24 protein-coding genes are annotated in these 24,776 nt (G+C 33.8%); 10 read left to right on the forward strand and 14 right to left on the reverse strand.

Features of this window, described 5'->3' with window-relative positions:
• The first annotated feature begins 21 nt into the window (after window positions 1-21).
• Entirely contained in the window at window positions 22-906 is an 885-nt protein-coding gene (locus QFA95_RS01065) for an NAD-dependent epimerase/dehydratase family protein (RefSeq protein ID WP_486463000.1), read from the forward strand.
• A complete protein-coding gene (locus QFA95_RS01070) occupies window positions 903-2,000 on the forward strand; it encodes a tRNA nucleotidyltransferase/poly(A) polymerase-related protein (RefSeq protein WP_486463001.1) in 1,098 nt (365 codons plus the stop codon). Before QFA95_RS01065 ends, QFA95_RS01070 begins: the two co-directional genes overlap by 4 nt.
• Here QFA95_RS01070 and QFA95_RS01075 read toward each other — a convergent pair.
• Genes QFA95_RS01075 through QFA95_RS01090 form a run of 4 tightly spaced genes read right to left on the reverse strand, consistent with a single transcriptional unit; the run spans window position 1,977 to window position 5,756 of the window.
• Complete coding sequence (locus QFA95_RS01075) at window positions 1,977-2,657, reverse strand: pyrimidine 5'-nucleotidase (RefSeq protein ID WP_486463432.1); 681 nt, start codon at window positions 2,655-2,657, stop codon at window positions 1,977-1,979. The genes QFA95_RS01070 and QFA95_RS01075 overlap by 24 nt on opposite strands.
• Window positions 2,597-3,463: an acetylglutamate kinase gene (argB, locus tag QFA95_RS01080; protein WP_486463002.1), complete on the reverse strand. Its 867-nt coding sequence runs from the start codon at window positions 3,461-3,463 to the stop codon at window positions 2,597-2,599. Before argB ends, QFA95_RS01075 begins: the two co-directional genes overlap by 61 nt.
• On the reverse strand, window positions 3,463-4,965 hold the full coding sequence (gene argA / locus QFA95_RS01085) for an amino-acid N-acetyltransferase (RefSeq protein ID WP_486463003.1): 1,503 nt from the start codon (window positions 4,963-4,965) through the stop codon (window positions 3,463-3,465). Before argA ends, argB begins: the two co-directional genes overlap by 1 nt.
• A 50-nt stretch (window positions 4,966-5,015) precedes the next feature.
• Window positions 5,016-5,756 (reverse strand): 16S rRNA (uracil(1498)-N(3))-methyltransferase, encoded by a 741-nt coding sequence (locus QFA95_RS01090; protein ID WP_486463004.1) that lies wholly within the window; start codon window positions 5,754-5,756, stop codon window positions 5,016-5,018.
• A 26-nt stretch (window positions 5,757-5,782) separates the two neighbouring features.
• Between QFA95_RS01090 and QFA95_RS01095 the strand changes: the two genes are divergently transcribed.
• The 5 genes from QFA95_RS01095 to QFA95_RS01115 all read left to right on the forward strand — a co-directional run bounded on the left by QFA95_RS01095 (window position 5,783) and on the right by QFA95_RS01115 (window position 11,606).
• Entirely contained in the window at window positions 5,783-6,352 is a 570-nt protein-coding gene (locus QFA95_RS01095; protein ID WP_486463005.1) for a thioredoxin family protein, read from the forward strand.
• Window positions 6,353-6,474: 122 nt separating this feature from the next.
• A complete protein-coding gene (gene tkt / locus QFA95_RS01100) occupies window positions 6,475-8,460 on the forward strand; it encodes a transketolase (protein ID WP_486463006.1) in 1,986 nt (661 codons plus the stop codon).
• 76 nt (window positions 8,461-8,536) lie between these two features.
• Window positions 8,537-9,556 (forward strand): type I glyceraldehyde-3-phosphate dehydrogenase, encoded by a 1,020-nt coding sequence (gene gap, locus QFA95_RS01105; protein ID WP_486463007.1) that lies wholly within the window; start codon window positions 8,537-8,539, stop codon window positions 9,554-9,556.
• Window positions 9,556-10,722: a phosphoglycerate kinase gene (locus QFA95_RS01110; protein ID WP_486463008.1), complete on the forward strand. Its 1,167-nt coding sequence runs from the start codon at window positions 9,556-9,558 to the stop codon at window positions 10,720-10,722. The genes gap and QFA95_RS01110 overlap by 1 nt, the downstream gene beginning before the upstream one ends.
• Before the next feature lie 11 nt (window positions 10,723-10,733).
• Window positions 10,734-11,606, forward strand: a complete 873-nt coding sequence (locus QFA95_RS01115) for a phosphoribosylaminoimidazolesuccinocarboxamide synthase (protein WP_486463009.1) — start codon at window positions 10,734-10,736, stop codon at window positions 11,604-11,606.
• A 499-nt stretch (window positions 11,607-12,105) separates the two neighbouring features.
• On the opposite strand, the gene QFA95_RS01120 is transcribed toward QFA95_RS01115, so the two are convergent.
• The 3 genes from QFA95_RS01120 to QFA95_RS01130 form a co-directional block, all read right to left on the reverse strand.
• Window positions 12,106-14,133, reverse strand: a complete 2,028-nt coding sequence (locus tag QFA95_RS01120; protein WP_486463010.1) for a sodium-translocating pyrophosphatase — start codon at window positions 14,131-14,133, stop codon at window positions 12,106-12,108.
• Window positions 14,134-14,205: 72 nt separating this feature from the next.
• Window positions 14,206-15,003 (reverse strand): sulfite exporter TauE/SafE family protein, encoded by a 798-nt coding sequence (locus QFA95_RS01125; protein WP_486463011.1) that lies wholly within the window; start codon window positions 15,001-15,003, stop codon window positions 14,206-14,208.
• Window positions 14,996-15,400, reverse strand: a complete 405-nt coding sequence (locus QFA95_RS01130; protein WP_486463012.1) for a hypothetical protein — start codon at window positions 15,398-15,400, stop codon at window positions 14,996-14,998. The genes QFA95_RS01125 and QFA95_RS01130 overlap by 8 nt, the downstream gene beginning before the upstream one ends.
• 20 nt (window positions 15,401-15,420) lie before the next feature.
• Between QFA95_RS01130 and QFA95_RS01135 the strand changes: the two genes are divergently transcribed.
• Genes QFA95_RS01135 through QFA95_RS01145 form a run of 3 tightly spaced genes read left to right on the forward strand, consistent with a single transcriptional unit; the run spans window position 15,421 to window position 19,172 of the window.
• Complete coding sequence (locus QFA95_RS01135) at window positions 15,421-16,317, forward strand: M23 family metallopeptidase (RefSeq protein WP_486463013.1); 897 nt, start codon at window positions 15,421-15,423, stop codon at window positions 16,315-16,317.
• 3 nt (window positions 16,318-16,320) lie between these two features.
• Complete coding sequence (gene secA, locus QFA95_RS01140) at window positions 16,321-18,996, forward strand: preprotein translocase subunit SecA (RefSeq protein ID WP_486463014.1); 2,676 nt, start codon at window positions 16,321-16,323, stop codon at window positions 18,994-18,996.
• Window positions 18,996-19,172, forward strand: coding sequence for a DUF1289 domain-containing protein (locus QFA95_RS01145; RefSeq protein WP_486463015.1), 177 nt, complete (start codon window positions 18,996-18,998; stop codon window positions 19,170-19,172). Before secA ends, QFA95_RS01145 begins: the two co-directional genes overlap by 1 nt.
• Here the strand turns inward: QFA95_RS01145 and nth are convergent.
• The 7 genes from nth to rsxA are packed head-to-tail and all read right to left on the reverse strand — an operon-like array spanning window position 19,158 to window position 24,671.
• Window positions 19,158-19,796 carry an endonuclease III gene (gene nth, locus QFA95_RS01150; RefSeq protein WP_486463016.1) on the reverse strand — a complete coding sequence of 213 codons (639 nt, stop codon included), beginning with the start codon at window positions 19,794-19,796 and terminating at the stop codon, window positions 19,158-19,160. The genes QFA95_RS01145 and nth overlap by 15 nt on opposite strands.
• 6 nt (window positions 19,797-19,802) lie before the next feature.
• Window positions 19,803-20,429: an electron transport complex subunit E gene (locus tag QFA95_RS01155; RefSeq protein WP_486463017.1), complete on the reverse strand. Its 627-nt coding sequence runs from the start codon at window positions 20,427-20,429 to the stop codon at window positions 19,803-19,805.
• Window positions 20,422-21,036 carry an electron transport complex subunit RsxG gene (gene rsxG, locus QFA95_RS01160; RefSeq protein ID WP_486463018.1) on the reverse strand — a complete coding sequence of 205 codons (615 nt, stop codon included), beginning with the start codon at window positions 21,034-21,036 and terminating at the stop codon, window positions 20,422-20,424. The genes QFA95_RS01155 and rsxG overlap by 8 nt, the downstream gene beginning before the upstream one ends.
• On the reverse strand, window positions 21,029-22,027 hold the full coding sequence (locus tag QFA95_RS01165; RefSeq protein WP_486463019.1) for an RnfABCDGE type electron transport complex subunit D: 999 nt from the start codon (window positions 22,025-22,027) through the stop codon (window positions 21,029-21,031). Before QFA95_RS01165 ends, rsxG begins: the two co-directional genes overlap by 8 nt.
• Window positions 22,027-23,538 (reverse strand): electron transport complex subunit RsxC, encoded by a 1,512-nt coding sequence (rsxC, locus tag QFA95_RS01170; protein ID WP_486463020.1) that lies wholly within the window; start codon window positions 23,536-23,538, stop codon window positions 22,027-22,029. Before rsxC ends, QFA95_RS01165 begins: the two co-directional genes overlap by 1 nt.
• 3 nt (window positions 23,539-23,541) lie before the next feature.
• Window positions 23,542-24,093, reverse strand: coding sequence for an electron transport complex subunit RsxB (gene rsxB, locus QFA95_RS01175; RefSeq protein WP_486463021.1), 552 nt, complete (start codon window positions 24,091-24,093; stop codon window positions 23,542-23,544).
• Complete coding sequence (rsxA, locus tag QFA95_RS01180; RefSeq protein WP_486463022.1) at window positions 24,090-24,671, reverse strand: electron transport complex subunit RsxA; 582 nt, start codon at window positions 24,669-24,671, stop codon at window positions 24,090-24,092. The genes rsxB and rsxA overlap by 4 nt, the downstream gene beginning before the upstream one ends.
• Window positions 24,672-24,776 lie beyond the last annotated feature (105 nt).

Below are 24,776 nucleotides of genomic sequence, written 5' to 3' on the forward strand. Positions count from 1 at the left end.
TGAGAATAACGCATCTTTGACATGGAAAAAATAGTAATTTTTGGAGGCTCTGGGTTTATTGGCTCAGAGCTGATAATAAAATTAGCAAACTTTAAAAATTTTCAAGTTGATGTTATTACAAGAAACAAAAAAACCATTCATCCTTTAAAAGTCCTTCCCAATGTTAGATTTCATGAGGTAAGAACTTTTAATCCTGGGGTGATTGAGAGGTATATCAGAGGATCAGAAATTGTCATAAATTTAATGGGAATTTTACATGAGGATAAAAAAAACTCATTTAAAACCATTCACGCAACATATCCAAAAATAATTCAAAATTTGTGCATTAGAAATAAAATCAAGAAATTTATTCATGTGAGTGCATTAAAGTCTGAATCAAAAGCAAGCAATTATTTAAAATCTAAACATATGGGCGAAAAAAGTCTTTTACAAAAAAATAACCAATTAAAAACCTTTATTCTTAAACCATCCATTATCTTTGGGACAGATGATAATTTTATTAATATGTTTTTTAAAATTATGAAAATTAGTCCATTCATGGCGGTAATTTCACCTAATTCATTATTTCAGCCAATATCAGTGAAGGACTTGGTATTTATAATTACTGCTTTAATACAAAATAATTCCTTTAAAAGTCGTACTTTTGAACTAGGTGGACCAAAAACATATTCTTTTCTTGATATCTTAAAAACTATAATAAAAATAAAAAAATTAAGATGTATTTTATTTAGTTTACCTAGGGTATTCGAATCATTATTTGTTGCACTGCTGGAATTAAGTCCCAGGAAAATAATCACCAGAGATAATTTGAAATCATTGCAAGTGGATAATGTATGTGAAATTAATCATTCCTATGAATTTATTTCAGAATTAAATGAATTAGAGACACATATTAACAAGTTATGAAAATTTATTTAGTAGGCGGGGCAGTTCGAGATGAGATATTGAAGCATCCTTATACGGAAAAAGATTATGTTGTTGTTGGGTCGACTCCCGAGGAGATGGTTGAGAAAAAATTTAAACCTGTAGGAAAAAGCTTTCCTGTCTTTTTACATCCTGATACTCATGAGGAGTATGCATTAGCCAGGACAGAAAAAAAGAATGGAGTTGGATATAAAGATTTTATTTTTTTTACCAGTCCATCTATCTCATTAGAAGAGGACTTAGCCCGAAGAGACCTAACAATTAATGCAATAGCAAAAGATGATCAGAATAAATATATTGATCCATTTAATGGAATTAGCGATATCAACAATAAAATACTTCGTCATGTTTCAAATGCATTTAAGGAAGATCCCTTAAGAATATTAAGATTAGCAAGGTTTAAAGCAAAATTATCTGATTTTAAAATTGCAGAGGAAACGTTAGTCTTATTAAAAACTATGGTCAATGCAGGAGAATTGAAGCACCTGAGCTATGATCGAATCATTATTGAGATTAAAAAAGTCTTTAAACTTAAAGATGGACATATCTTTTTTGAGACATTGGAAGATATTGGGGCAATTGATCAAATTTTTGAAAACAATAATAAAAAAAAGTTATCAGAGTGTTTTCAATCCTTTTTCAAACATAAGCGCTTTTTTGAGGACTTCAATTTGTGTTGGCTTTTCTTTCAAGAAAAATTCAACTTTAGATTTTGCAAAGATTATTTAGTTAATTTTTCCAAAAAAGATCTTAATCTAATTAATACTTTTAAAGAACTAAATAAAGATTTATTTAATTTTAAAACTCTTTCTTCAATAGGTCAGTTGAATGTTCTAAATAGAGTTGGTTTTTTTAATAAAGATGATAAGTTTGAAAAGATTTCAAATTTAATGAACCTGGATTTATTAATAGATCAAAATGACTCTAATGTATCTTTATTAGCTTATCAGGATAAGTTGAAAAATTTTTTTAAAGACAAACCAATAAGCATCCCATCAGATCTTTCAGGTGAAGATATTGCAGAAAATATTAATAAACAGAGACTTAATTTTTTAGAATCTTTTCAATTTGAATAATTCGCTAAGACCATATAATTTTTTACTAGCATAGTTTTTATTTATTCTTATATTTGAAATATGTATTGTTTTTAACCCTGCTTGGTAAGCACTCCTCAGATTTTCAAGTGAATCATCAATAAGAATAATTTTTTGATAAGGCATTCGTTTAATTTTTCTAAAAATACGGATATCAGGTTTGGATATGAAAAAGTTATCCTCAATACAAATAGTTTTTTTAAAGAAATAATGAATATCTAATTTTTTTAAAATAAATTTTGTATAATGAATTGGTGCATTTGTAAGTATGATTTTGTCATCTTTAATAGTCTTTAAAATCGTTTTTAAATATTTTACAGGCTCAATTTTTGCTTCAATATCTTTTAAGTTGTGAGTCTTATTTAAAAAATCATTGGGATTGATTTTATGATGGATCATTAATCCTCTTAATGTTGAGCCATACTTCTTCCAATAGTCTGCTCTTAAAAGATTAGCCCTCTCATGTGAAATATCTAAATATTCAGATATATATTGAGTCATATCTCGATTGATAAGCTTAAAAATATATGGGCTTGCGTGATGAAGCGTGTCATCAAGATCAAATACCCATAGTTGTTTTAGTTTTTTCCTTTGATTAATGTACCTACACCTTGATTGGTTAATATTTCTAACAACAATGCATGCTCAACTCGGCCGTCAATGATATGTACGCTATTGACTCCGCCTTTTGCGGCATCCATAGCTGATTCTATTTTTGGTAACATGCCGCCACTTAATGTGCCATCATTAATCAATGTTTCAATATCGTTTGGCTTAATTCCTGTAATCAGATTATTTTGGTTATCTAGAACACCTTTGGTGTTAGTCATTAGAATTAATTTTTCTGCCATGAGAACTTCAGCTAATTTACCTGCGACAACATCTGCATTAATGTTGTAAGTTTTTCCATCTGAACCAATTCCAATTGGAGCGATTACAGGAATAAAGTCACCAGTATCCAGAAAATCAATCAGGCTAGGATCAATGGACTCAATTTTACCGACATAGCCAAGGTCTATTTTTTTACCATCTTTATCTTTATCAAGCTTTGAAGCATGAATGAAGTTTCCATCTTGCCCAGTAAGACCAACTGCTTTCCCGCCATGCATGTTGATTTGATGAACAATTTCTTTATTTATTTGACCACCTAAAATCATTTCCACAACATCCATAGTTTCTTCATCAGTCACTCTTACCCCATTAATAAATTCACCCTTCTTACCAATTTTCTCAAGATGTTCATTAATCTGAGGGCCTCCTCCATGAACAACAACTGGATTCATACCTACCAACTTCAATAAGACTACATCCATAGCAAAAGAGCTTTTAAGTTGTTCATCTATCATGGCATTGCCACCAAACTTAATCACAATAGTTTTATCAAAAAATTGCTTTATGTAAGGCAATGCTTCACTAAGTATTTTTGCTTTGTCATTCGGTGCCATTATTGCTCCAATTCCTTTAAAAATATTTTTGAATTTCGTTGTGGGGAGTATTCCTTTTTTTTCTCATCAGGTAAATCATTGATGCTGCCTTGTTTAAATGCATTTTCCATAAACCAATGGCTAGATTGAGTTGTCATAATAAATGTCTTGTTATTCACTTTCTTACATTCATTCTCACAATACTCTAAAAGTTTTTTCCCATAACCCATATTTTGGTAATTTTCATTTATTGCAAAACAAGCAATTTCAGAAATACCATCATAATGTTTAACTTGAGCACACCCAAGTATCTTATTATCAAACTCTAAAATGTGGAAATTTTGTATTTCCATTTCTATCTTTTCAAGACTCCTGTCTACAATGATTTGGTTTTTCATTAGTGGATTAATCATTTTTTCAATCACTTTGGCATCTTGTATCTTGGCAGATCTGAATTTCTCTATTTTTTCTGGAGTAATAACAGTACCCTGGCCTTGGTTAGTAAATAACTCCATGATTAATGAACCATTAACGTGCCTATTCACTAGATGAATTTTTGCTAAGCCTTCTTTTAAACCTTCAGCTGTACCTTCCAATATCGGCAGGGTATTTTTATCTATAAATTCTGGATGCTCTGATTCTTTAATATGAGTTATCAAATTGTTTAATTTGATGCTTGTCATTTCAGATATATATTCACCTCTAATATTTTGTACCCCATTATTTTCAGTGATATAAATTAATTTTTCAGCCTGAATTGACGAAGCAATTTTACTTGCCGATGATTCAAAAGATAAATTAAATATTTCCCCAATAGGAGAGTATCCAATAGGAGACATGATGACGATTTCATTGTGGTTAAGTTTTTCAATGATTGCTTCATGGTTAATCTCCCTAATGACACCTGTTTGTTCCATATCAACTCCATCAATAACACCTCTCGGTTTCGCCATAAGAAAATTACCAGATGAAATTTTCAACTCACTTTTAAAGATATTATTGTGGTAAATATTGGAAGATAAAGCCGCTTCAATTTTTGTTTTAACCAACCCATTAGTTTCAATGATATGAGGCATCATCTCAGCTGTGGTAATTCTTTGATGCTTATGGAATCTTGATTTAATATTATTTTTATCCAATCTTAAATCGATAAAAGGTCTGATGCCATGAATTAGAATGATTTTAATTCCTAAAGAGTGAAGAAGATTAATATCAGTACATAAATTGACAAAAGAGTTACTCTCAAGGGCAAAACCGTCAAATGCAATAACGAATATCTTATTTCTATAATGATAAATATACGGGGCTGCAGATCTAAAGGTGGATATAAAGTCGACGCTCGATTGCCCCACTAAATTATCAATGGAGACTTTGAAGTAATTTGAATATTTTATTAGAACTGGTAAAGAAGGTTTTAGTTTTCCTTGTTCAATTTTTGAAAGATTACCAGGGTCCAAGTCAAGGATTTGACTGAGGTTGGTAATAGTTAACTTTCTATCGGTTCTAAGCTCTTTAAGATTCATATTGTATATTTTACAATATTTATATTTATTTTTATATAAATTTATGTAAATTATACAAAATTATTAGTTAAGGCTAATAAGGCACTTGTTATTGCTAAGGAAGCCGTCTCTGTTCGTAATACTCTTTTACCTAAAGATAATGATTTAAACCCAGCATTTTCCGCTACTTTGATTTCAGCTTCTGAAAAGCCTCCTTCTGGTCCGATTAAAACCTGATAACTTTGTTTATTTGTTAAGTTGTTATTCCCCAAATTAAATAGTGAGTAATCTGTGTAGGGATTCAAAATTAACTTACATGAATGATCATCTTCATTTGCTAACTTATTTAAATCAAAAATTGTTTCATGAACGGTTGGTATTTCTGCCCTTCCGCTCTGCTCGCATGCAGAGATAACGACTTTTTTTAGATGTTCAATTCTATTAGATACTTTATTAGGTGGTATTTTAAAGTTTACCCTTTCGGTATTAATTAAATAGAAATTTTTTACTCCCAGTTCTGTATTCTTCTGAAAAATAAAGTCGAGTTTTTCTCGCGAGGTTACCGATTGTAGGATGCTAATACCAATGTTTGCTTCACTTATATTGGGATTTTTTTCATTAACAACAATCTCGACATTTTTTTTACCAATTTCTGATACTTCGCCAAGATAATCATATCCATCACCATTAAATAAAATAATTTTATCAGATGGTTTTAATCGCAATGATTTAACAAGATGCTTGGAGGCTTCCTCAGATAGGTTGGTCACGCCATGTACTGAAATAGTATCTGAATGGTAAAATCTATTCATATTTAAAATTCAACAAGGAGTGCGAAGTGGTTAGCCTCAAAACTCCAGTCTGTAATTTTGGCTGGAAAGCAAAAAGTTTTAATTTACTATCAACTAACAATGAATTGATTAGTCTTGAAAATGCAATGGGTTCTTGTGGTTTATTGGTGATGTTCATCTGCAATCATTGTCCATATGTTAAAGCTATTTTACCAAGATTGATTCATGATACTAGAGAGTTGAAAACATTGGGTATTAATACCGTTGCGATTTCATCAAATGATGTAATAAATTATCCAGAGGATTCTTTTGAGAACATGCAAAAATTAGCCAAAGATGAGGATTTTCCATTTGATTATTGTTTTGATGAAACACAAGAAGTTGCAAAAAGTTTTGATGCAATTTGCACACCTGATTTTTTTGGTTTTAATAACAAGTATGAGCTTCAGTATAGAGGTCGATTTGACTCCACGGGACGTGGAGAATTGTCAGATAACAATGAAAGAGATTTATTCAATGCGATGAAGCTTATCGCAGAAACACATAGTGGCCCCATTGATCAAATACCTAGTATTGGTTGCTCTATAAAATGGAAAGAATCTGCAACAAATCCTTGAAGAATAATGCTGTTTAGGCAATAATTATACGTTCTAATACCGAATAAAAGAAAATTACAGGTTGTATTTTTATCAGACTTGAATAAAGAAGAATATTCACCAAAACAAGGGAGAAACAAAGAATGGCAAGTAGACAAGAATTAGCAAACGCGATCCGTGCCTTATCCATGGATGCAGTTCAAAAAGCAAACTCAGGACACCCTGGTGCTCCTATGGGTATGGCAGAAATAGGAGAAGTGCTTTGGAATAATCATATGAGCCATAATCCTACCAATCCTGAATGGGCAAACCGAGATAGATTTATCTTATCTAATGGTCACGGCTCAATGTTAATTTATTCTCTCTTGCACTTAACTGGTTACGACCTACCGATGAGTGAGATCCAATCTTTTAGACAGTTGCATTCTAAGTGTGCGGGTCACCCTGAATATGGTTATGCGCCTGGCGTTGAAACAACTACCGGACCTCTTGGTCAGGGTATAAGTAATGCCGTAGGCTTTGCCATGGCTGAGAAATTATTAGCTAATCAATTTAATAAACCTGGCCATGATATTGTTGATCATTACACCTATGTGTTCATGGGCGATGGCTGTTTGATGGAAGGTGTTTCTCATGAAACATGTGCACTCGCTGGAACTTGGGGTTTAGGTAAGCTGATTGCTTTCTGGGATGATAATGGCATTTCAATTGACGGACACATTGAAGGTTGGTACACCGATGACACAGCGGGACGATTTGAGTCATACGGTTGGCATGTTGTGAGAGATGTTGATGGTCATGACTTTGATGCAATTGATAAGGCTATCCAAGAAGCTAAATCTGTTTCTGATAAACCAACGTTAATTTGCTGTAAAACAATTATTGGTAAAGGATCACCAAACAAGTCAGGTTCGCATGATTGCCATGGAGCCGCATTAGGTGAAGAAGAAGTTGCACTCACAAGAAAAGAGCTTGGTTGGGAACATGATCCATTTGTGATTCCACAAGACATTTACGATGGTTGGAGTCAAAAAGATAAAGGACAAGAACTCGAGTCTGCATGGAATACTAAATTTGCAGCATATGAAAAAGAATTCCCAGAATTAGCCTCTGAATTTAAACGTCGTATGGCAAATGAATTACCAGCAGATTGGCAGCAAAAAGTTGATGCGTTAATTAAAGAAACAAATGCTGCTGGCGATAAAGTGGCTACCCGAAAAGCATCACAAAATGTCATTACCAAACTAGCTGAAACATTGCCTGAATTTGTTGGCGGTTCTGCTGACTTAACTGGATCAAACTTGACCAGCTGTGCCAGCTTTGAACACGTTAGCGGTAAGAAGCCTGGTAACTATATTTCATATGGCGTTCGTGAATTTGGTATGGCGGCTATTATGAACGGTATGGCATTACATGGCGGCATTCTTCCATACGGTGGTACTTTCCATATGTTCACTGACTATATGAGAAATGGTATGAGAATGTCAGCGTTGATGAAGCAGAGAGTTATTTATGTGTTGACCCATGATTCAATCGGCCAAGGTGAAGATGGACCAACTCATCAGCCGATTGAAACAACATCTGGCCTAAGATTTATCCCGAATATGGAAGTCTGGAGACCAGGTGATGCAACAGAAACAGCGGTGGCTTGGACTCAAGCTGTGGCAAATACAAGTAATCCAACCAGTCTTGTTCTAACTCGACAAGGTGTTGGATTTAATGAAAGAACAGATGAGCAACTTGAAGGTATCAAAAAAGGTGGTTATGTTCTTTGTGATTGTGATGACTATAAAGTTATTCTTATTGCGACAGGCTCAGAGTTAGACCTCGCTATGAAGACATGTGAGGCGTTAAAAGCTGAGGGTATTGCATCAAGAGTGGTTTCAATGCCATGTACTCATGCATTTGATCGTCAAGATCAAGCATATAAAGATTCTGTTCTTACTCCAGGAGTAAAGCGTGTTTCTATAGAAGCTGGAGTGACTGATTACTGGAGAAAGTATGTTGGTCTAGATGGAGCTTCCGTTGGTATCAATACTTACGGTGAATCAGCGCCAGGTGGTAAGTTATTTGAACACTTTGGCTTTACAGTAGAGAATGTGGTTAAGACAGTTAAGTCTGTTCTTTAATTTGATTGATTTAGACAAAGGTATTCCTAGTTGCTAGGGATACCTTTTTTATTTAAATTTAGGATAAGTTAAACATATGACAGTGAGAGTCGCAATTACAGGTTTTGGAAGAATTGGTCGTTTAGTGATGCGAGCAATTTATGAAGAAAAGAGATCAGATGTAAAGGTGGTGGCGATTAATGGAAGTAGCCGTGGCACCATGGAATCAAATTTACATTTATTAAAGTATGACTCAGCTCACGGTCGATTTGATGGCGATATTTCTATGGGTGAGAATGAATTTTATATTAATGGCGATACTATTAAATACTATGCCACTCGAGATCCTGAAGAACTTCCATGGGGCGATTTGGATGTAGATGTAGTTTTAGAATGCACAGGCGCATTTAGAAGTAAAAAATTAAATATGGTTCATCTTCATCAGGGTGCAAAAAAAGTTTTGATTTCAGCTCCCGGTGAATCCGATGTTGATGCCACAATTGTGTATGGTGTGAATCACAAAACTCTTAAATCATCTCATTCAGTTGTTTCCAATGCATCATGTACCACAAATGGATTAGCTCCAATCGTTCATGTTTTAAATGAAAACTACACAATTAAATCTGGATTAATGAATACGATTCATTCGTTCACGAATGATCAGGCCTTATTAGATAATATTCACAAAGATATTCGCAGGGCAAGAACAGCAAGCTCATCCATGGTGCCAACAAAAACAGGTGCAGCATCTGCTGTAGGCTTAGTGATTCCTGAATTAAAAGGAAAGCTAGATGGAGTGGCAATTCGCGTTCCAACCACAAACGTCTCTTTGGTTGACCTCACATTAAATATTGAAGAAAAAGTAACGGCTCAAGAAGTGAACGCAGCGATTAAAAAAGCGGCTGACAATGAGTTAAAAGATATCCTTGTCTATTCTGACATTCCTCTCGTCTCTGTTGACTTCAATCACACTCCAGCATCATCATACTTTGATTCTTTGTTAACAAAAGTGTCCTCATCAGGTGATTTAGTAAAAGTCTTTGGTTGGTACGATAATGAATACGGCTTTAGTTGTCGTATGTTGGATACTGCAGTGGCAATGATGAATGCAAGCTAATGTCTATTCAAAGCATTAATCACTTAAATCTGCGAAATAAAAAGGTTCTTATTCGTGCAGACTTAAATGTCCCAATAGATGGATCCATAATTTCCTCCACGAGTAGAATTGATGCATCCATTCCTACCATTCAGTATGCCATCGAAAATGCACAAATCGTGATTCTGACATCTCATTTGGGAAGACCAACAGAGGGGAGTTTTGATAACACTCTATCACTAAAGCCTATAGTCGATTACCTTCAAGACAAATTAAATATCAAAATAATGCTTCATCGAGATTTTGAAAAAGGTCAATCCTTTGAGCCTGGAATCCTTCATGTTCTAGAAAATGTGAGATTTAATCTCGGTGAAAAAGAGTGCTCTAACGAGTTATCGAAAAAATATGCTTCCATAGCAGACATCTTTGTCATGGACGCTTTTGGTACCGCCCACCGCAAGGAAGCGAGTACTTATGGTATTGGAGAATATATTAATGAAAAATGTGCTGGACTACTATTTTATGATGAAGTAAAAGCTTTAACTAAAACGTTTGATCAACCAAAAAAACCAATGCTGGCTATCGTGGGTGGAAGTAAAGTTTCAACAAAGCTATCTGTTTTAAAAAACCTTATTAATCGTGTTGATGGTTTAATCTTAGGCGGAGGTATTCTGAATACTTTTATAGCGGCTCAAGGATTTAATATTGGGAGATCATTGTATGAAGTCGATTTCATTGATGAAGCAAAATATATACTTAATGAGATTGAAGAAAAGCAAATTTTTTTCCCCGTGATTGAAGATGTTGTTTGCGCAAAGGAATTTAATATCAACGCGCATGCCAAATTAAAAAAAATTCATGACATTGAAGCCGATGACATGATATTTGATTTAGGACCAAATACATTAAAGAATATTACGAATCATTTGGGACAAGTTTCTACAATTATGTGGAATGGGCCTTTAGGTGTATTTGAGTTTAAACAGTTTAGCTCAGGAACAGAAACTCTATCTCATGCAATTGCTGATTGTGAGGCATTCTCATTAGCTGGCGGAGGAGATACGATTGCTGCAATAGAAAAATTCAAGGTTTGTAAAAAAATATCATACATTTCAACTGCTGGTGGAGCTTTTCTTGAATTTGCTGAAGGAAAGAAATTACCTGCTATCGAAATGCTTGAACAGTAAATCAAATTAATATGACTACAACTATTCAAAGTCTTCAATTATTTCATCAAGGTAAAGTAAGAGATACATATGTTGTGGATGATGAGCATTTTTTAATGGTAACCAGTGATCGAATTTCAGCCTTTGATGTGATAATGAATGAAGCTGTTGAATCAAAAGGAAAGATCTTATCTCGGGTTTCAAATTTCTGGTTTCATAAAATAGAATCAATCATCAAGAATCATTTAACGGATATTCCACCTGAATCTGTAGTCAAGGATCATGAAATACCTCTTATAAAGGATAGATCTGTTGTTGTTAAGAGATTGCAGCCTATTCCAGTCGAGGCCATTGTTAGAGGGTATCTGATTGGAAGTGGCTGGAAAGACTATCAATCAAGCGGAAGTGTTTCAGGAATTACATTACCAAAAAATTTAGAACAAGCTGAAAAACTTGCTCAACCAATTTTTACCCCGTCAACAAAAGCGGCAGTTGGAGATCATGATGAGAATATTTCATTTGATCAAATGGTTAATTTGATTGGGAAAGATAGAGCACAAAATATAAAAGACAAAAGTATTGAAATATATAACTTTGCTAGAGATTATGCTCTTGATCGGGGCATTATTATTGCTGATACAAAGTTTGAATTTGGCATAGATAATCAAGGTAACTTAATTTTAATGGATGAAATTCTTACTCCTGATTCTTCACGATTCTGGGATGCTAATTTATACAAAGTAGGTACGTCTCCTCAAAGCTTTGATAAACAATTTTTAAGAGATTGGCTTGAATCAATTGATTGGAATAAACAAGCTCCGCCACCACCTCTTCCAAGTGATATTATCGAAATGACAAAACAAAAATATCAACATGTTGAACATCTTTTGTTAAATAAAAAATGATCAACTTTTTAAAAAGAAAGTCATTAATAACATTACTAATAGCTTCATTAATTATATTATTTGCCTCTAATTATATAATTTTAAATTTTGGATTCGAAGGTGTAACACAAAAGATAGCTTTAGAAAATAATCGTTTTTTCCCTAAAGGGTATTTCATTGGTTTCATTTGGACAATATTGGTGTTTTTTCAGACACTCGTTTTTAAAATTTTAAAGTCTCGAACAAGCTCATTGCTTGTTTTAATTCTTATTCTGAATTGTTTTTTATATCCAGTTTACACTTTGGGTTTTTCTGTCCTGAGCATGATCATTCTTGGCAATTTAACAACATTAATTTTTAGTTCTTTTACTGCAGGTTTAATTTATGTTGAATCTAAAATTTTATCGATACTAATTGCATTAACATCATTGTGGATCTTATTCGTAACTTACTTATTGATAAACGTCCACCTATAAAAAAAGCCCATTTAAAAATGGGCTTTTTAATGATTAAATAAAATTTATAATAACGGCACAATTAAAAGTGCAACGATGTTAATAATCTTAATAAGTGGGTTGATTGCTGGACCAGCAGTATCCTTATATGGATCTCCAACAGTATCTCCTGTTACAGAAGCTTTGTGAGCCTCAGAACCTTTGCCACCATGATTTCCATCTTCAATATATTTTTTGGCATTATCCCAAGCGCCGCCGCCAGTACACATTGATATAGCTACAAAAAGACCTGTAACAATTGTACCCATTAGTAAACCTCCTAAACCTTGAGCCCCTAATGGAGATAAACCAACAATGATTGGAACAGCTACAGGTAATAATGAAGGCACTACCATCTCTTTAATTGCAGATGTGGTTAGCAAGTCAACAGCTTTGGCATAATCAGGCTGGCCTTTGCCAGTCATAATACCCTTGATTGTTTTAAACTGTCTTCTTACTTCTTCAACTACAGAGCCAGCTGCTCTTCCCACAGCTTCCATTGCCATAGCAGCAAAAAGGTAAGGGATTAGACCACCAATGATTAAACCAATAATAACGTTTGGCTCACTGAGATCAAACGTAGCAATGATTCCATACACATCAAGTTTGTGAGTGTAATCTGCAAACAGCACTAATGATGCTAAACCTGCAGAACCAATAGCATAACCTTTAGTTACAGCTTTTGTAGTATTACCAACTGCATCAAGCGGATCAGTAACATCTCTCACTTTTTGTGGTAAACCAGACATCTCAGCAATACCTCCAGCATTGTCAGTAATTGGGCCATAAGCATCTAGTGCCACAATAATACCTGCCATACTTAACATTGAAGTAGCTGCTATAGCAACACCGTAAAGGTTTGCAAATGAGTATGAAAGAAAGATTGCCAAGCATACAGAAATGACTGGGAGTGCAGTTGCTTTCATTGAGATACCAATACCAGCAATAATATTTGTTGCATGACCAGTCTCTGAAGCTTTCGCTACATGCTGAACAGGCTTATATTCTGTACCAGTGTAATACTCAGTAATAAATACTAAAGCAGCAGTTAACGCTAAACCAACTGCAGCAGAACCAAACAAACCAATCGCTGGATAGGTAATTCCATCAACAACAATTCCTGATGGGAACAAATACTCAGATACATAGTAAAAAGCAATCAATGATAAAAGACCCGCAATAGCTAAACCTCTGTAAAGAGCCGGCATTACGTTAGTCATTTTATTATTAGCTTTTACAAAGAAGCAACCAATAATAGATGCAATAATAGAAACCGCACCTAACATTAGTGGGTACAACACACCATTAACAGTATCTCCAGTAATCATTAGGCCACCCAGTACCATAGTTGCAATGATGGTTACCGCATATGTTTCAAATAAATCAGCAGCCATACCCGCACAATCACCAACATTGTCACCAACATTATCTGCTATGACAGCAGGGTTTCTAGGATCATCTTCTGGAATACCGGCTTCAACTTTACCAACTAAGTCAGCACCAACGTCAGCACCTTTAGTAAAAATACCGCCACCTAATCTTGCAAAAATAGAGATTAGAGATGAGCCAAAAGCTAGACCAATTAAAGGATTTAGATTCTCAGCTTCTGTACCTCCGAGGTATAAATAAAATCCTGCAACACCTAGTAGACCTAGTCCCACCACAAGCATTCCTGTAATCGCGCCACCTTTGAAAGCTACATCAAAAGCAGGAACAATTCCTTTGGTTGCCGCTTGAGCCGTTCTAACATTAGCACGAACAGAAACATTCATGCCAATAAAACCACAAGCACCTGATAATAAAGCACCAACGACAAAACCAATCGCTGTATCAAGATCAATAAATTGAGCAATTAATATAGTTAAAACAATTCCAACAATAGCGATTGTTTTATATTGACGTGACAAATATGCAGAAGCGCCTTTTTGAATAGCGTTTGCAATTTCCTGCATTTTTTCATTTCCTGCCGGTAGGCTAAGAATAGACTTTGAAACTAAGGCACCATAAATTACAGCAATTATTGCAGCTGCTAGCGCCATTTGGATTTCCGACATACTTCCTCCCTGAGTTACATATTTCAAAAAAAAGCAATTATCTCATATTTCAGATGATTTGGACATTATTCCTTATATGTTAAATAGGCTCATTAATCCTATTGTTATTAGAAGATATGCAAATAATTTTTTTATAATATTTTGATCTAAAGTAATTAAAAGTTTGGTTGAGATAAAGATTGTGAAGATGCTTGGCAAGGTCAAAAAGAAGAAGGATTTAATATAAATGTTTCCATAGTCAAAATAAGAATTTAATAAGAGATTGTTCTCTGTAATAAGATTTTGAGAAATAAAACCTAGAATTGTGCCTAAACCAATTACAACACCAAGCGCAGAGCTAGTTGATATAGCCAGCTTTATATTAATTTTTTTTGATTCAAAGTAGGGTACAAACAAGGTGCCACCACCAATTCCAACAATGGATGATATAAGTCCAAAAATAAAACTAATGATTTTTAAAGGAAAGGAATACAAAAAATTTAAAAGATTTGATTGATTCAGTAATTTAGCAGCAGAAAAAAAACAATAGATTACAAAAAAATATTTTAGAAAATAAAAACTTGCAAAGTGAATAATATAGCTACCAATTAGAGATCCAAAAAACAAATACCCAATCCCATTGGAAACGTTAGCAACACTAAAATTATTATTCTTTATATGAAAATAAGTAGCTATAGATCCTGTAAAAATAATTGATAGCATAGAAGATCCAATTCCATAAGCATAAGCATCTGCACCTGGGAAATTATAAAAATGAATCATCAAAAAAGTCACTACAGGAACAATAATTAATCCGCCACCAATACCAAACAACCCTGCCAAGAAACCAACTAAGATTCCAGTTGAGCAAAGAATAAGGACTTCAATCATTTTTTTTTGAGAAATACTCTTTTAAAGGAGAGTCATCGAGGTTTTTATATAAATTGGCCCAGATTTTTTCTGCTTTTTTGGATAATTTATTTTTCGCAGGTGTCTTTTCTTTAGTTCTTATAATAGATGGATCAACTTTTGAATAGATATCAGTAAATGCAATTTTATTCTGTATCAGATTTAGTTTATCAAGTATTTCTTTTTTTGATATTTTAAATTTACCAGCAAAAGAATTTTTGCTGAATGTTATAAATAGAAAATTATCTCGAATGCTAAGTTTTGATTGCTCGTCTCCGGTCATTTTTGTAAGACTCAATCGAATCTCTCTTAAAATTTCATTATTGCTTGATATTTCTTTAAATTGATCAGTTTTGAGTAATTTTTTAAGTGATTCCATATATAATATGATACTAAATTATGAAAATTTTATTTATAAGTAAAAACAACATTAAAAAACCGTTAACTCTGAGCATACAGTTATTTGTTTTTTTAATACTGGTTTTAATATCTGCGATTTCCGTTACTGTATATGGTATCAGCAATAAATTGGCAGAACATTACTCTGATGCAAAAATCGAAACTCTTAAGTTGGATCTAGATTTTTCAAGTTACCAGAAAAGTCTTCAGTTATATATTCAACAAATAGGAGAAATTAATGCTCGTTTAGCTGAGCTAGATAATCAAACTGAGAGATTGCAGAGCATTTTGAAAAAACAAATAGTTGGCAAACAAAAATTACCCACATTACCAAAAAAAGAAAAAGAATTTGAAAATCAAGGCGGACCATTTATAAATTCTAATTTGACAGATCAGGATGTTCAAATTGCGTTACAAGCGTTGATGCACCGTATGCAAATAAGAGAAGATATTTTTAATGAGACAGAATCAATTTTATTAAAGCAAAGCGTTATTAAAGACACTTTGCCAGATCTATATCCTGTCAGCGTTGGATATCGATCATCAAGCTATGGCTGGAGAATTGACCCAATATTAGGAATACGATCATTTCACGAAGGACTGGATTTCTCCGCAGCGGAAGGAGATGAAATCAAAGCTACTGCCTCAGGAATAGTTACAGCTGCTGGTAAAGCGCCGGATTATGGCAATTACATTAAAATTAAACATGGAGGTGGAATTGAAACTCGATATGCTCATGCATCTAAACTCTTAGTAAAAAAAGGCGATTTGATCAATAAAGATCAAGTTATTGCATTGGTTGGTAACACAGGAAGATCGACCGGACCTCATCTGCACTATGAAATAAGGCTTAACGGCAGATCTCTCGATCCAAGAAAATATCTTAAGAAAAAATAAATCATGTTAAAAACACTTATCAATGCTGTGATTGGTAACAGCAATCAAAGATTATTAAAAAAATATTCATCGATAGTCAATAAAATTAACGAACTTGAACCGGATATACAAAAAATAAAAGACAAAGACTTCGCTAAAAAAACTGCTGAGTTAAAGGAAGTCTTCAAGAAAGATGGTTTCTCAGACAATTTGATGATACAAGCGTTTGCCTTGGTTCGTGAGGCTAGTGTGAGAACCTTAGGCTTGAGGCACTTTGATGAACAAATGATTGGTGGAATAGCTCTTCATAATGGCAAGGTTGCAGAGATGAAAACAGGCGAGGGAAAGACTTTAGTGGCGACCTTGCCAGCTTACTTAAATGCTCTTTCAGAAAATGGTGTACACGTTATAACAGTTAACGATTATCTGGCTAAACGTGATGCGGAGTGGATGGGAAAGGTTTATGAATTTTTAGGTTTAACTGTAGGTGTCAATCAGGCACAATTACCTACAGAAGAAAAATTAAAAGCTTATTCTGCTGATATCACTTATGGAACCAACAATGAATTTGGCTTTGATTATTTGAGAGACAATATGGTTTACTCCCAAGATCAAAAAGTTCAAAGGGGGTTGAATTATGCCTTAATCGATGAAGTTGACTCTATATTGATTGATGAGGCAAGAACCCCATTAGTTATCTCTGGACAATCAGATGTGGATGTAAATCTTTATGGAAAACTTGACCAAATTGTCCCTAGCTTAAAAAGACAAGAAAAAGAAGATAGCGATGGAGACTATTGGATTGATGAAAAAACAACGGGTGTAGTTTTATCTGAAAGCGGGCACAATAATGTTGAAAAAGTATTAACCAAACTTGGAGTTTTAGAGGAAAATTCGAATTTATATGATCCTGAAAATATAAGCCTGTTGCATTATGTTCAATCAGCCCTAAAAGCACATAATTTATTCACTAAAGATAAAGACTATGTTGTAAAAGATGGGGCCGTTGTAATCATAGATGAATTTACCGGCCGCATGATGCCTGGCCGAAGATGGTCAGATGGACTTCATCAAGCTATTGAAGCAAAGGAAAAAGTTAAAATTCAAAGAGAATCAAAAACTCTTGCAGGAATCACATTTCAAAATTATTTCCGCCTTTACAATAAGATTTCAGGAATGACAGGGACAGCTGAAACTGAAGCTGAAGAATTCAAACATATTTATAATTTAGAGACACTAGTGATTCCTCCTCATCGACAGATTTCTAGAGTTGATCTAATGGATAAAATTTACAGAACATCCGATGAAAGATATAAAGCTGTAATAAACGATATCTTAGACAGAAATAAAAAATTACAACCGATACTTATTGGTACGACATCAATTGAGAGTTCTGAGTTTATTAGCAAAATATTAAATAAACATAAATTGAAACATCAAGTTCTTAATGCCAAACAACATGAAAAGGAAGCTCATATTATTGAGCAGGCTGGTAAGCCAGGAATGATTACAATAGCTACCAATATGGCTGGTAGAGGCACGGATATAGTGTTAGGTGGAAATATCGATCCTGAAATTGAACGCCTGTCTCATGAGTCAAAAAAGACTGAAGCAACCACTAAAAAAATTAATGCTTTAAAAGCTCAGTGGAAAAAAGATCATGAAGTGGTGTTGGGTGCAGGAGGTCTTCATATTATTGGGACTGAACGGCATGAGTCAAGAAGAATTGACAATCAACTGAGGGGGCGCTCAGGAAGGCAAGGTGATCCTGGATCAAGTTGTTTCTATTTATCCTTAGAAGATTCATTAATGAGAATTTTTGCATCAGATCGCATCTCAGGCATTATGCAAAAATTAAATATGCCAGATAATGAGCCTATTGAACACAGCTGGGTCACTAGATCAATTGAGAGTGCCCAGAAAAAAGTTGAGGGAAGAAACTTTGAAATTCGTAAACAACTGCTTGAGTTTGATGAGGTGCCCAACAGCCAGAGAAAAGTAATATATGAACAACGAAATGATGTTTTAAACTCTGATGAATCTGAAGTAATGATTAAAAATATTCTAAATGAGGCAATATCAAATATCGTTTATGAATACATTCCATTGGATAGTGTTGAGGAAATGTGGGATATATCTGGCCTCGAAAATCGACTTCAACTTGAATATAACTTAAGCATTAATATTAAGAAATGGCTTGATAAAGAACCTAATATAGAAATTGAAACAATTGCTACCAGAATCATTGAACAGGCACAAAGTGATTACTTTAAAAAAGAGACTATTGCTGGGAAAGAGTCTGTCCGACACTTTGAGAAGTCAATAATGCTTCAGATTATTGACCACCATTGGCGTTCGCATTTAACGGCGCTAGATCATCTACGACAAGGTGTAAGTATGCGTGCTTATGGAGGCAAAGATCCAAAACAAGAATTTAAACGTGAAGCATTTAATATGTTTGAAGTTCTTTTATCTAATATCAAAAATGAAATTGCGAAGGTTGTGATGCTTGTTGAAGTAAAAACAGAAGATCAAGCTAAAAAAATTGATCAAAAAAATCAACAAGAAGTAGATAAGGCGAGCATTGATTCTCAAAGTCAAGATAATCAGAATAGTCAGCAAAGAAAAATTGGTAGAAATGAAAGCTGTCCATGTGGCAGTGGTAAAAAATATAAACATTGTCATGGTGTATTGAGTTAATGAGTAAAGACATCATTACCCCGTGCATAGGTATCTGCTCTTATAATGCTGATGGACTATGTGTCGGTTGTTTTAGAACAGGCGATGAGATAGTTAATTGGTTTGATATGTCCGATGATGAAAGAAGATCGGTTATGTTGCAGCTAGATCAAAGAGCACAATCAAGTTTTGATTAATTTTTTTTTGTATTCACAAAAATCATAAATACAACAACTAGAACAATCTGGTTTTTGAGCTTTGCATACATAGCGACCATGTAATATCAATAAGTGATGCGCATCAATTAAGAATTCATCTGGCGTGAATCTAGTTAATTTCTTTTCCACTTCTAAAGGGGTTTTTCCTTTAGCTAAATTAATTCGATTTGCTAACCTAAAAATATGGGTATCAACTGCAATCACAGGTTGATTAAAGATGGTATTTAAAATGACATTCGCAGTTTTCCTCCCAACTCCTGGAAGCGTTTCAAGTTCTTTTCTTGATTGAGGGACATTGCTATTATATTTTGTATTCAATAATCTGCTTGTGAGTTGAATATTTTTTGCTTTATTTTTGTATAAACCAATAGAGTTAATTAATGATTCAATTTTATCCAAAGAAAGTTCAGAAAGACTGCCTGGATCTGGGGCAATCTTGAAAAGTTTTTTTGTAACTCGATTCACCTGAATATCAGTGGTCTGCGCTGAAAGAATAACTGCTATTAGAAGTTCAAATGAATTTTTATAAATAAGCTCTGTTTTAGGTTCTTTGATCTGATTTTTTAATGCATTAAAAATCTTCCATCTTTTTTCATGATTCATTTGAGATTATTTTTTTTGGTTGACCAAATTAAGAAATACAATCAAAGCAGATAAAGCAATAAAAGCGCCAGGCGGAAGTGCTGCTAAAAGAAAACCATCTGAACTATCGAATAGTTGAATAGTTAAAAATTGATATTTCTCACCAATTAAAAAATGTAAATTTTGGAACAATGTTCCATTACCTACTATTTCACGAACTGCTCCCAGAATAATTAAAACAAAAGTTAAACCAAGTCCCATAAAAAAACCATCATAAAGTGAAGGAAGGGTAGAGTTTTTTGATGCAAATGCTTCAACACGAGCTAGAACGATGCAATTAGTGACGATTAGAGGAATAAAAATACCTAAAGCATCATACAAGGGTTTTGATAATGCGTTAATACTCAGATCGACTATTGTGACTAAACCAGCTATCACAAGAATAAATATTGGTACTCGCGCTGATTCTGGAACATAGTTTCTTATTGGAGAAATTGAAATATTCGACAACATCATTACAAAAATTGTTGCAACGCCAAGTGCAAAACCATTAGTAATATTCACAGTTACTGCAAGAGTTGGACACAGTCCAAGAAGCTGAACTAAACCTGCATTCTGTCTCCATAAACCATCCTGTATTTGCTCTTTAATCATTAAATAGCTCTCTATTTTTTTTATAAAATAATAAGGTATTTTTAACAGACTTTATTACTGCACGAGGTGTTATTGTTGCTCCTGCTTTGTAATCAAAAGTGCCTTGATCTTTTTTAACCCTCCAGTCTGGATCAGTTCTGTTGTTCAAGCTCATGCCATTAAAATTAGAAATCCAAGATGATTTCTTCTGGTCAATGTAATCACCAAGGCCAGGGGTTTCTTTATGATCAATGATTCTTGTTCCAATAATTTCACCATCACTTCGAACGGCAGTTAATATATTAATTTCACCACTGTAACCATCTGGCGCAATAGATTCAATTAAAACAGCCTGGAGAATATTATTTTTTTTTGCCAAATAGGCATATTTTTCTGTTTTATTCTTTAATAGTTCATTCGGTTTGATGCGAATATAAGTACTAATTAAATCATTGTCATAATCTAAACCATCCAAAACTTCATTGAGCAATTTTGTTTTAAATTCAATTTTATTTTGTTCAATTATAGGGTTACTTTTTTCAAAAGTAATACTGAGACTGATTGCAAAAATTAAACCTAGCAAAGAAATAATACTTATGGTTTTAAGAATAGTTTTGTATTCACTCATAGCCAAATACTTTAGGTTGAGTAAACTTTTCAATCAAGGGTACGCAGATGTTCATAAAAATTACAGCAAATGCAATACCATCAGGATAGCCTCCGTAGTTTCTTATAATTACTGTTATTAAACCTATTAAAATTCCAAAAATAACTTTACCTTTTAAGGTTGTTGGACTAGAGACTGGGTCAGTGATTATAAAAAATGCAGCAAGAAAAGTTGCTCCATTTAATAAATGAAACATTGGGGACATATAAGTACTTTGATCATAAAAATACAGTAAGCTAGAAAAAAAATAAATACTAAGTATGAGCGATAAGGGTAAATGCCATGTGATTACTTTTTTATAGACTAAAAACAGACCACCAAGAAAATATAGCAATGCAATCATCTGGTATGGAGCTAATGTTGAAAATGAAATAGGCAAAATATTTACTTCTTCTCCAAGAAATAATATTGTTTTTATTTGATCAAGCGGGGTTGCGCTAACAACTGCGTCATATACTTCATTTGTATTTAAAAAAGAAAAAAATTCAAAAAATTGAATAAAGTTGCTAACTTCAAAACCTTCGGATACTGGCCAGTTGGTCATGATTTTGGGGAACGAGATTAGTAAGACAGCATAACCAATCATTGCAGGATTAAAAGGGTTAGATCCAATTCCACCATAGGCATGTTTTGCGACAACAATAGAGAAAAAGATGCCAATTAGTAAAGTCCAAATAGGAATATTTGCTGGAACAGATACTATTAGTAACCATGCTGCTACAAAAGCCGACCCATCAAGCACAAATGGACGGATTGGATAATTTCTTAGTCTTAGACAAATTGCTTCTAGGAATAACGCAAATCCAATACCAATAAACAGGTTACCTAATATTTGATAACCAAAAAAACCAATTTGTAAAAATAGTGCTGGCAAAAGAGCAAGTATCACAGTGAACATTACAATGGATACAGTTGATCTTTCTTTTATCGCTGGTGAATCAATAATTGCCATTATTTTTCTTTTTCCTCAATACGTTTCATAGCTTCTGCAATCGCTGCTTTTTTTTCTTCAATTAATTTTTTTTTGTCAATGTCACTGGTTTGAGCTCTTCTTTGAGCATTTCTCTCAGCACGCTCTTTTTTTTCACGTTCGATTCGATATAATCTAAATTCATTTCTTTCTCTGGCAATATCCGCCACTTCTGAAGATTTCAGTTGATCTCGTATTTCACTTTTTGCATAACGATAGTATTGCACTAATGGAATATTGCTTGGACACACATAGGAGCAGCATCCACATTCGATACAATCAAATAATTTATAATCTTCTGTCAACTTTTCAAATTGTTTCGATTTTGCATGCCAATACAATTCTTGTGGCTGAAGTTGAGCTGGGCACACTTCAACGCATTTTGTACATCTAATACAAGGCATCTCAAAGGTATCTTTGGATTTCATGTCATCAGTCATGGCTAATAGACAATTCATCGCCTTAGTTACACTGACATCAGTATGGGGTAATTTAAAACCCATCATTGGACCTCCCATAATAATATCTTGATTAGGACTTCCTCCGGCATCTTTGATGAGCTCTTGAATGGGTGTTCCTATTAATGCTTCATAGTTATTGGGTCTTTTTAACGCTCCGGTGACAGTAACAATTCTGCTAATTACCGGTTCGCTGTGATAAAAAAACCTACCTAAAGATATTAAAGTAGCTACATTAAAGACTTGAATACCAAAATCTACTGGCCTTTTTTCTTTTGAGATTTTTAATCCAAGCATCAAATAAATTAATCTTTTTTCATCTCCGCTTGGATAAATTGTGGGTACGACTTTGATTGAAATATTTTTTGACCCACTTAAGGAGGTTTTTAATTTTTCAATAGCTTTGGGTTTGTTATCTTCAATACCAATTATTGCATGAGGTATTTTGAGGATATCCATTGTTATCTGAATTCCCTCAATAAACTCTTTGGTTTTTTCTTGCATCGCCATATCATCACATGTGATGTAAGGCTCACATTCTGCAGCATTTACAATCAGAGTTTTTATTTTATTAGAATTTAATTTAATGTGTGTTGGAAAGGTTGCTCCACCCAATCCAACAATACCAGAGAACTTCATTATTTCATACAAAGCTTCATTTGAAAGCCTAGAGCGATCAATTTTATCATTTTTAATCCATTCATCTTTACCATCAGTTTCAATGGTAATACAAAGATCAGGCAGTCCTGATGGGTGCGGTATTTTATTAGATTCAATTGCAATTACGGTGCCCGATGAAGAGGAATGAGTTGCTGCTGAAATATTAGCTACAGGCTCAGCTAAAATTTGACCTTTCAAAACCCTCTCTCCAACTGAAACTTTTATATTTGGAACTTTACCAACATGTTGCCTGACAGGAATAATCAGTTTTTTTGGTATCGGTAATCTTTTGATTGGATTCATTGTCGATATCGACTTATGTCCATTAGGCTTGATACCTCCAAAAAATTTAAAAATTTTATCAGTCAGTTCCATAAATTAATGCTGTTGTTTAATAGGGTGTATTGGATATTTCCACTTCCAATTATCAGTTGTTTCAGGTATCTCAACCATTTCAATGCAGTCAACCGGGCATGGAGGAAGACATAACTCACAACCTGTACATTCTTTTTCAACAATCGTATGCATTTGTTTAGCTGCTCCAATAATTGCATCAACAGGACAGGCTTGAATGCATAAAGTGCAGCCTATACAGGTTGACTCATCAATAATTGCTATTGATTTAGGCTTAGTTTCTCCATGCTCTGCATTGAGAGGTTTATATTCTACACCAAGTAAATCCGCTAACTTATGTACCCCGTCATCACCTCCAGGCGGACATTGATTAATATCTGCTTCACCATTAGCAATAGCGGTAGCATACGGTTTACATCCAGGATATCCACATTGCCCACATTGAGTTTGCGGTAATATTTTATCGATCCTATCTATTATAGGGTCACCATCAGTTTTTAATTTGATTGATGCATAACCTAGGACTAGCCCTATAAATGCAGTGATTGAAAGAATAATCAGAATCGCTGCAATCATAATCTATCCAGACCTATAAAACCCATAAAAGATAGACTCATCAAACCAGCTGTTAACATAGCAATCGCACTACCTTTCATTGCTTGTGGTGTATTAGCGCCTTCAAATTTTTCTCTTAATGAAGCGAACAGAATAAGAACAAAAGAAAAACCTAGAGCTCCACCTAATCCAAAAATTGCAGCTTCTAATAGATTATGACTCAATTGAGCATTCAATAAAGGGATACCTAGAACAGCACAGTTGGTTGTTATTAGCGGAAGGAAGATTCCTAGAACTCTGTATAAATAAGGGTAATTCTTTTCCATTACCATTTCAGTAAATTGAACCACTGCAGCAATCACAACAATAAAGGAGATTGTTCTTAAATATTCTAAGTTATATGGAACAAGTAGAAAATAATTAATTAACCAGCTGGTTATTGAGCCAATCGTTAAAACAAAGGCTGTTGCAGCTGACATACTGACAGATGTATCAAGTTTTTTTGATACCCCCATGAATGGACAAAGTCCCAAAATTTTCGTTAAGACAATATTGTTAACAAAGACAACGCTAATTATGATGAGAAAATATTCTGTCATTTATTTAATTATATTATTTAAATTAAAAAAGCTATCGAAAATATATCCCAAAATTAATATAATTAAAAAGAATATAAATTAATTTAATTATAACTTTTGGATATA

The sequence above is a fragment of the Candidatus Methylolitoribacter marinus genome (genome assembly GCF_051853155.1).
Taxonomy (GTDB): domain Bacteria; phylum Pseudomonadota; class Gammaproteobacteria; order Burkholderiales; family Methylophilaceae; genus BACL14.

Coding starts and splice junctions, on each gene's coding strand:
- QFA95_RS01065 (WP_486463000.1), top strand. CDS start 22: ATGGAAAAAATAGTAATTTTTGGAGGCTCTGGGTTTATTGGCTCAGAG.
- QFA95_RS01070 (WP_486463001.1), top strand. CDS start 903: ATGAAAATTTATTTAGTAGGCGGGGCAGTTCGAGATGAGATATTGAAG.
- argB (WP_486463002.1), bottom strand. CDS start 3,463: ATGGCACCGAATGACAAAGCAAAAATACTTAGTGAAGCATTGCCTTAC.
- argA (WP_486463003.1), bottom strand. CDS start 4,965: ATGAATCTTAAAGAGCTTAGAACCGATAGAAAGTTAACTATTACCAAC.
- QFA95_RS01090 (WP_486463004.1), bottom strand. CDS start 5,756: ATGAATAGATTTTACCATTCAGATACTATTTCAGTACATGGCGTGACC.
- tkt (WP_486463006.1), top strand. CDS start 6,475: ATGGCAAGTAGACAAGAATTAGCAAACGCGATCCGTGCCTTATCCATG.
- gap (WP_486463007.1), top strand. CDS start 8,537: ATGACAGTGAGAGTCGCAATTACAGGTTTTGGAAGAATTGGTCGTTTA.
- QFA95_RS01110 (WP_486463008.1), top strand. CDS start 9,556: ATGTCTATTCAAAGCATTAATCACTTAAATCTGCGAAATAAAAAGGTT.
- QFA95_RS01115 (WP_486463009.1), top strand. CDS start 10,734: ATGACTACAACTATTCAAAGTCTTCAATTATTTCATCAAGGTAAAGTA.
- QFA95_RS01120 (WP_486463010.1), bottom strand. CDS start 14,133: ATGTCGGAAATCCAAATGGCGCTAGCAGCTGCAATAATTGCTGTAATT.
- QFA95_RS01125 (WP_486463011.1), bottom strand. CDS start 15,003: ATGATTGAAGTCCTTATTCTTTGCTCAACTGGAATCTTAGTTGGTTTC.
- QFA95_RS01130 (WP_486463012.1), bottom strand. CDS start 15,400: ATGGAATCACTTAAAAAATTACTCAAAACTGATCAATTTAAAGAAATA.
- QFA95_RS01135 (WP_486463013.1), top strand. CDS start 15,421: ATGAAAATTTTATTTATAAGTAAAAACAACATTAAAAAACCGTTAACT.
- secA (WP_486463014.1), top strand. CDS start 16,321: ATGTTAAAAACACTTATCAATGCTGTGATTGGTAACAGCAATCAAAGA.
- QFA95_RS01145 (WP_486463015.1), top strand. CDS start 18,996: ATGAGTAAAGACATCATTACCCCGTGCATAGGTATCTGCTCTTATAAT.
- nth (WP_486463016.1), bottom strand. CDS start 19,796: ATGAATCATGAAAAAAGATGGAAGATTTTTAATGCATTAAAAAATCAG.
- QFA95_RS01155 (WP_486463017.1), bottom strand. CDS start 20,429: ATGATTAAAGAGCAAATACAGGATGGTTTATGGAGACAGAATGCAGGT.
- rsxG (WP_486463018.1), bottom strand. CDS start 21,036: ATGAGTGAATACAAAACTATTCTTAAAACCATAAGTATTATTTCTTTG.
- QFA95_RS01165 (WP_486463019.1), bottom strand. CDS start 22,027: ATGGCAATTATTGATTCACCAGCGATAAAAGAAAGATCAACTGTATCC.
- rsxC (WP_486463020.1), bottom strand. CDS start 23,538: ATGGAACTGACTGATAAAATTTTTAAATTTTTTGGAGGTATCAAGCCT.
- rsxB (WP_486463021.1), bottom strand. CDS start 24,093: ATGATTGCAGCGATTCTGATTATTCTTTCAATCACTGCATTTATAGGG.
- rsxA (WP_486463022.1), bottom strand. CDS start 24,671: ATGACAGAATATTTTCTCATCATAATTAGCGTTGTCTTTGTTAACAAT.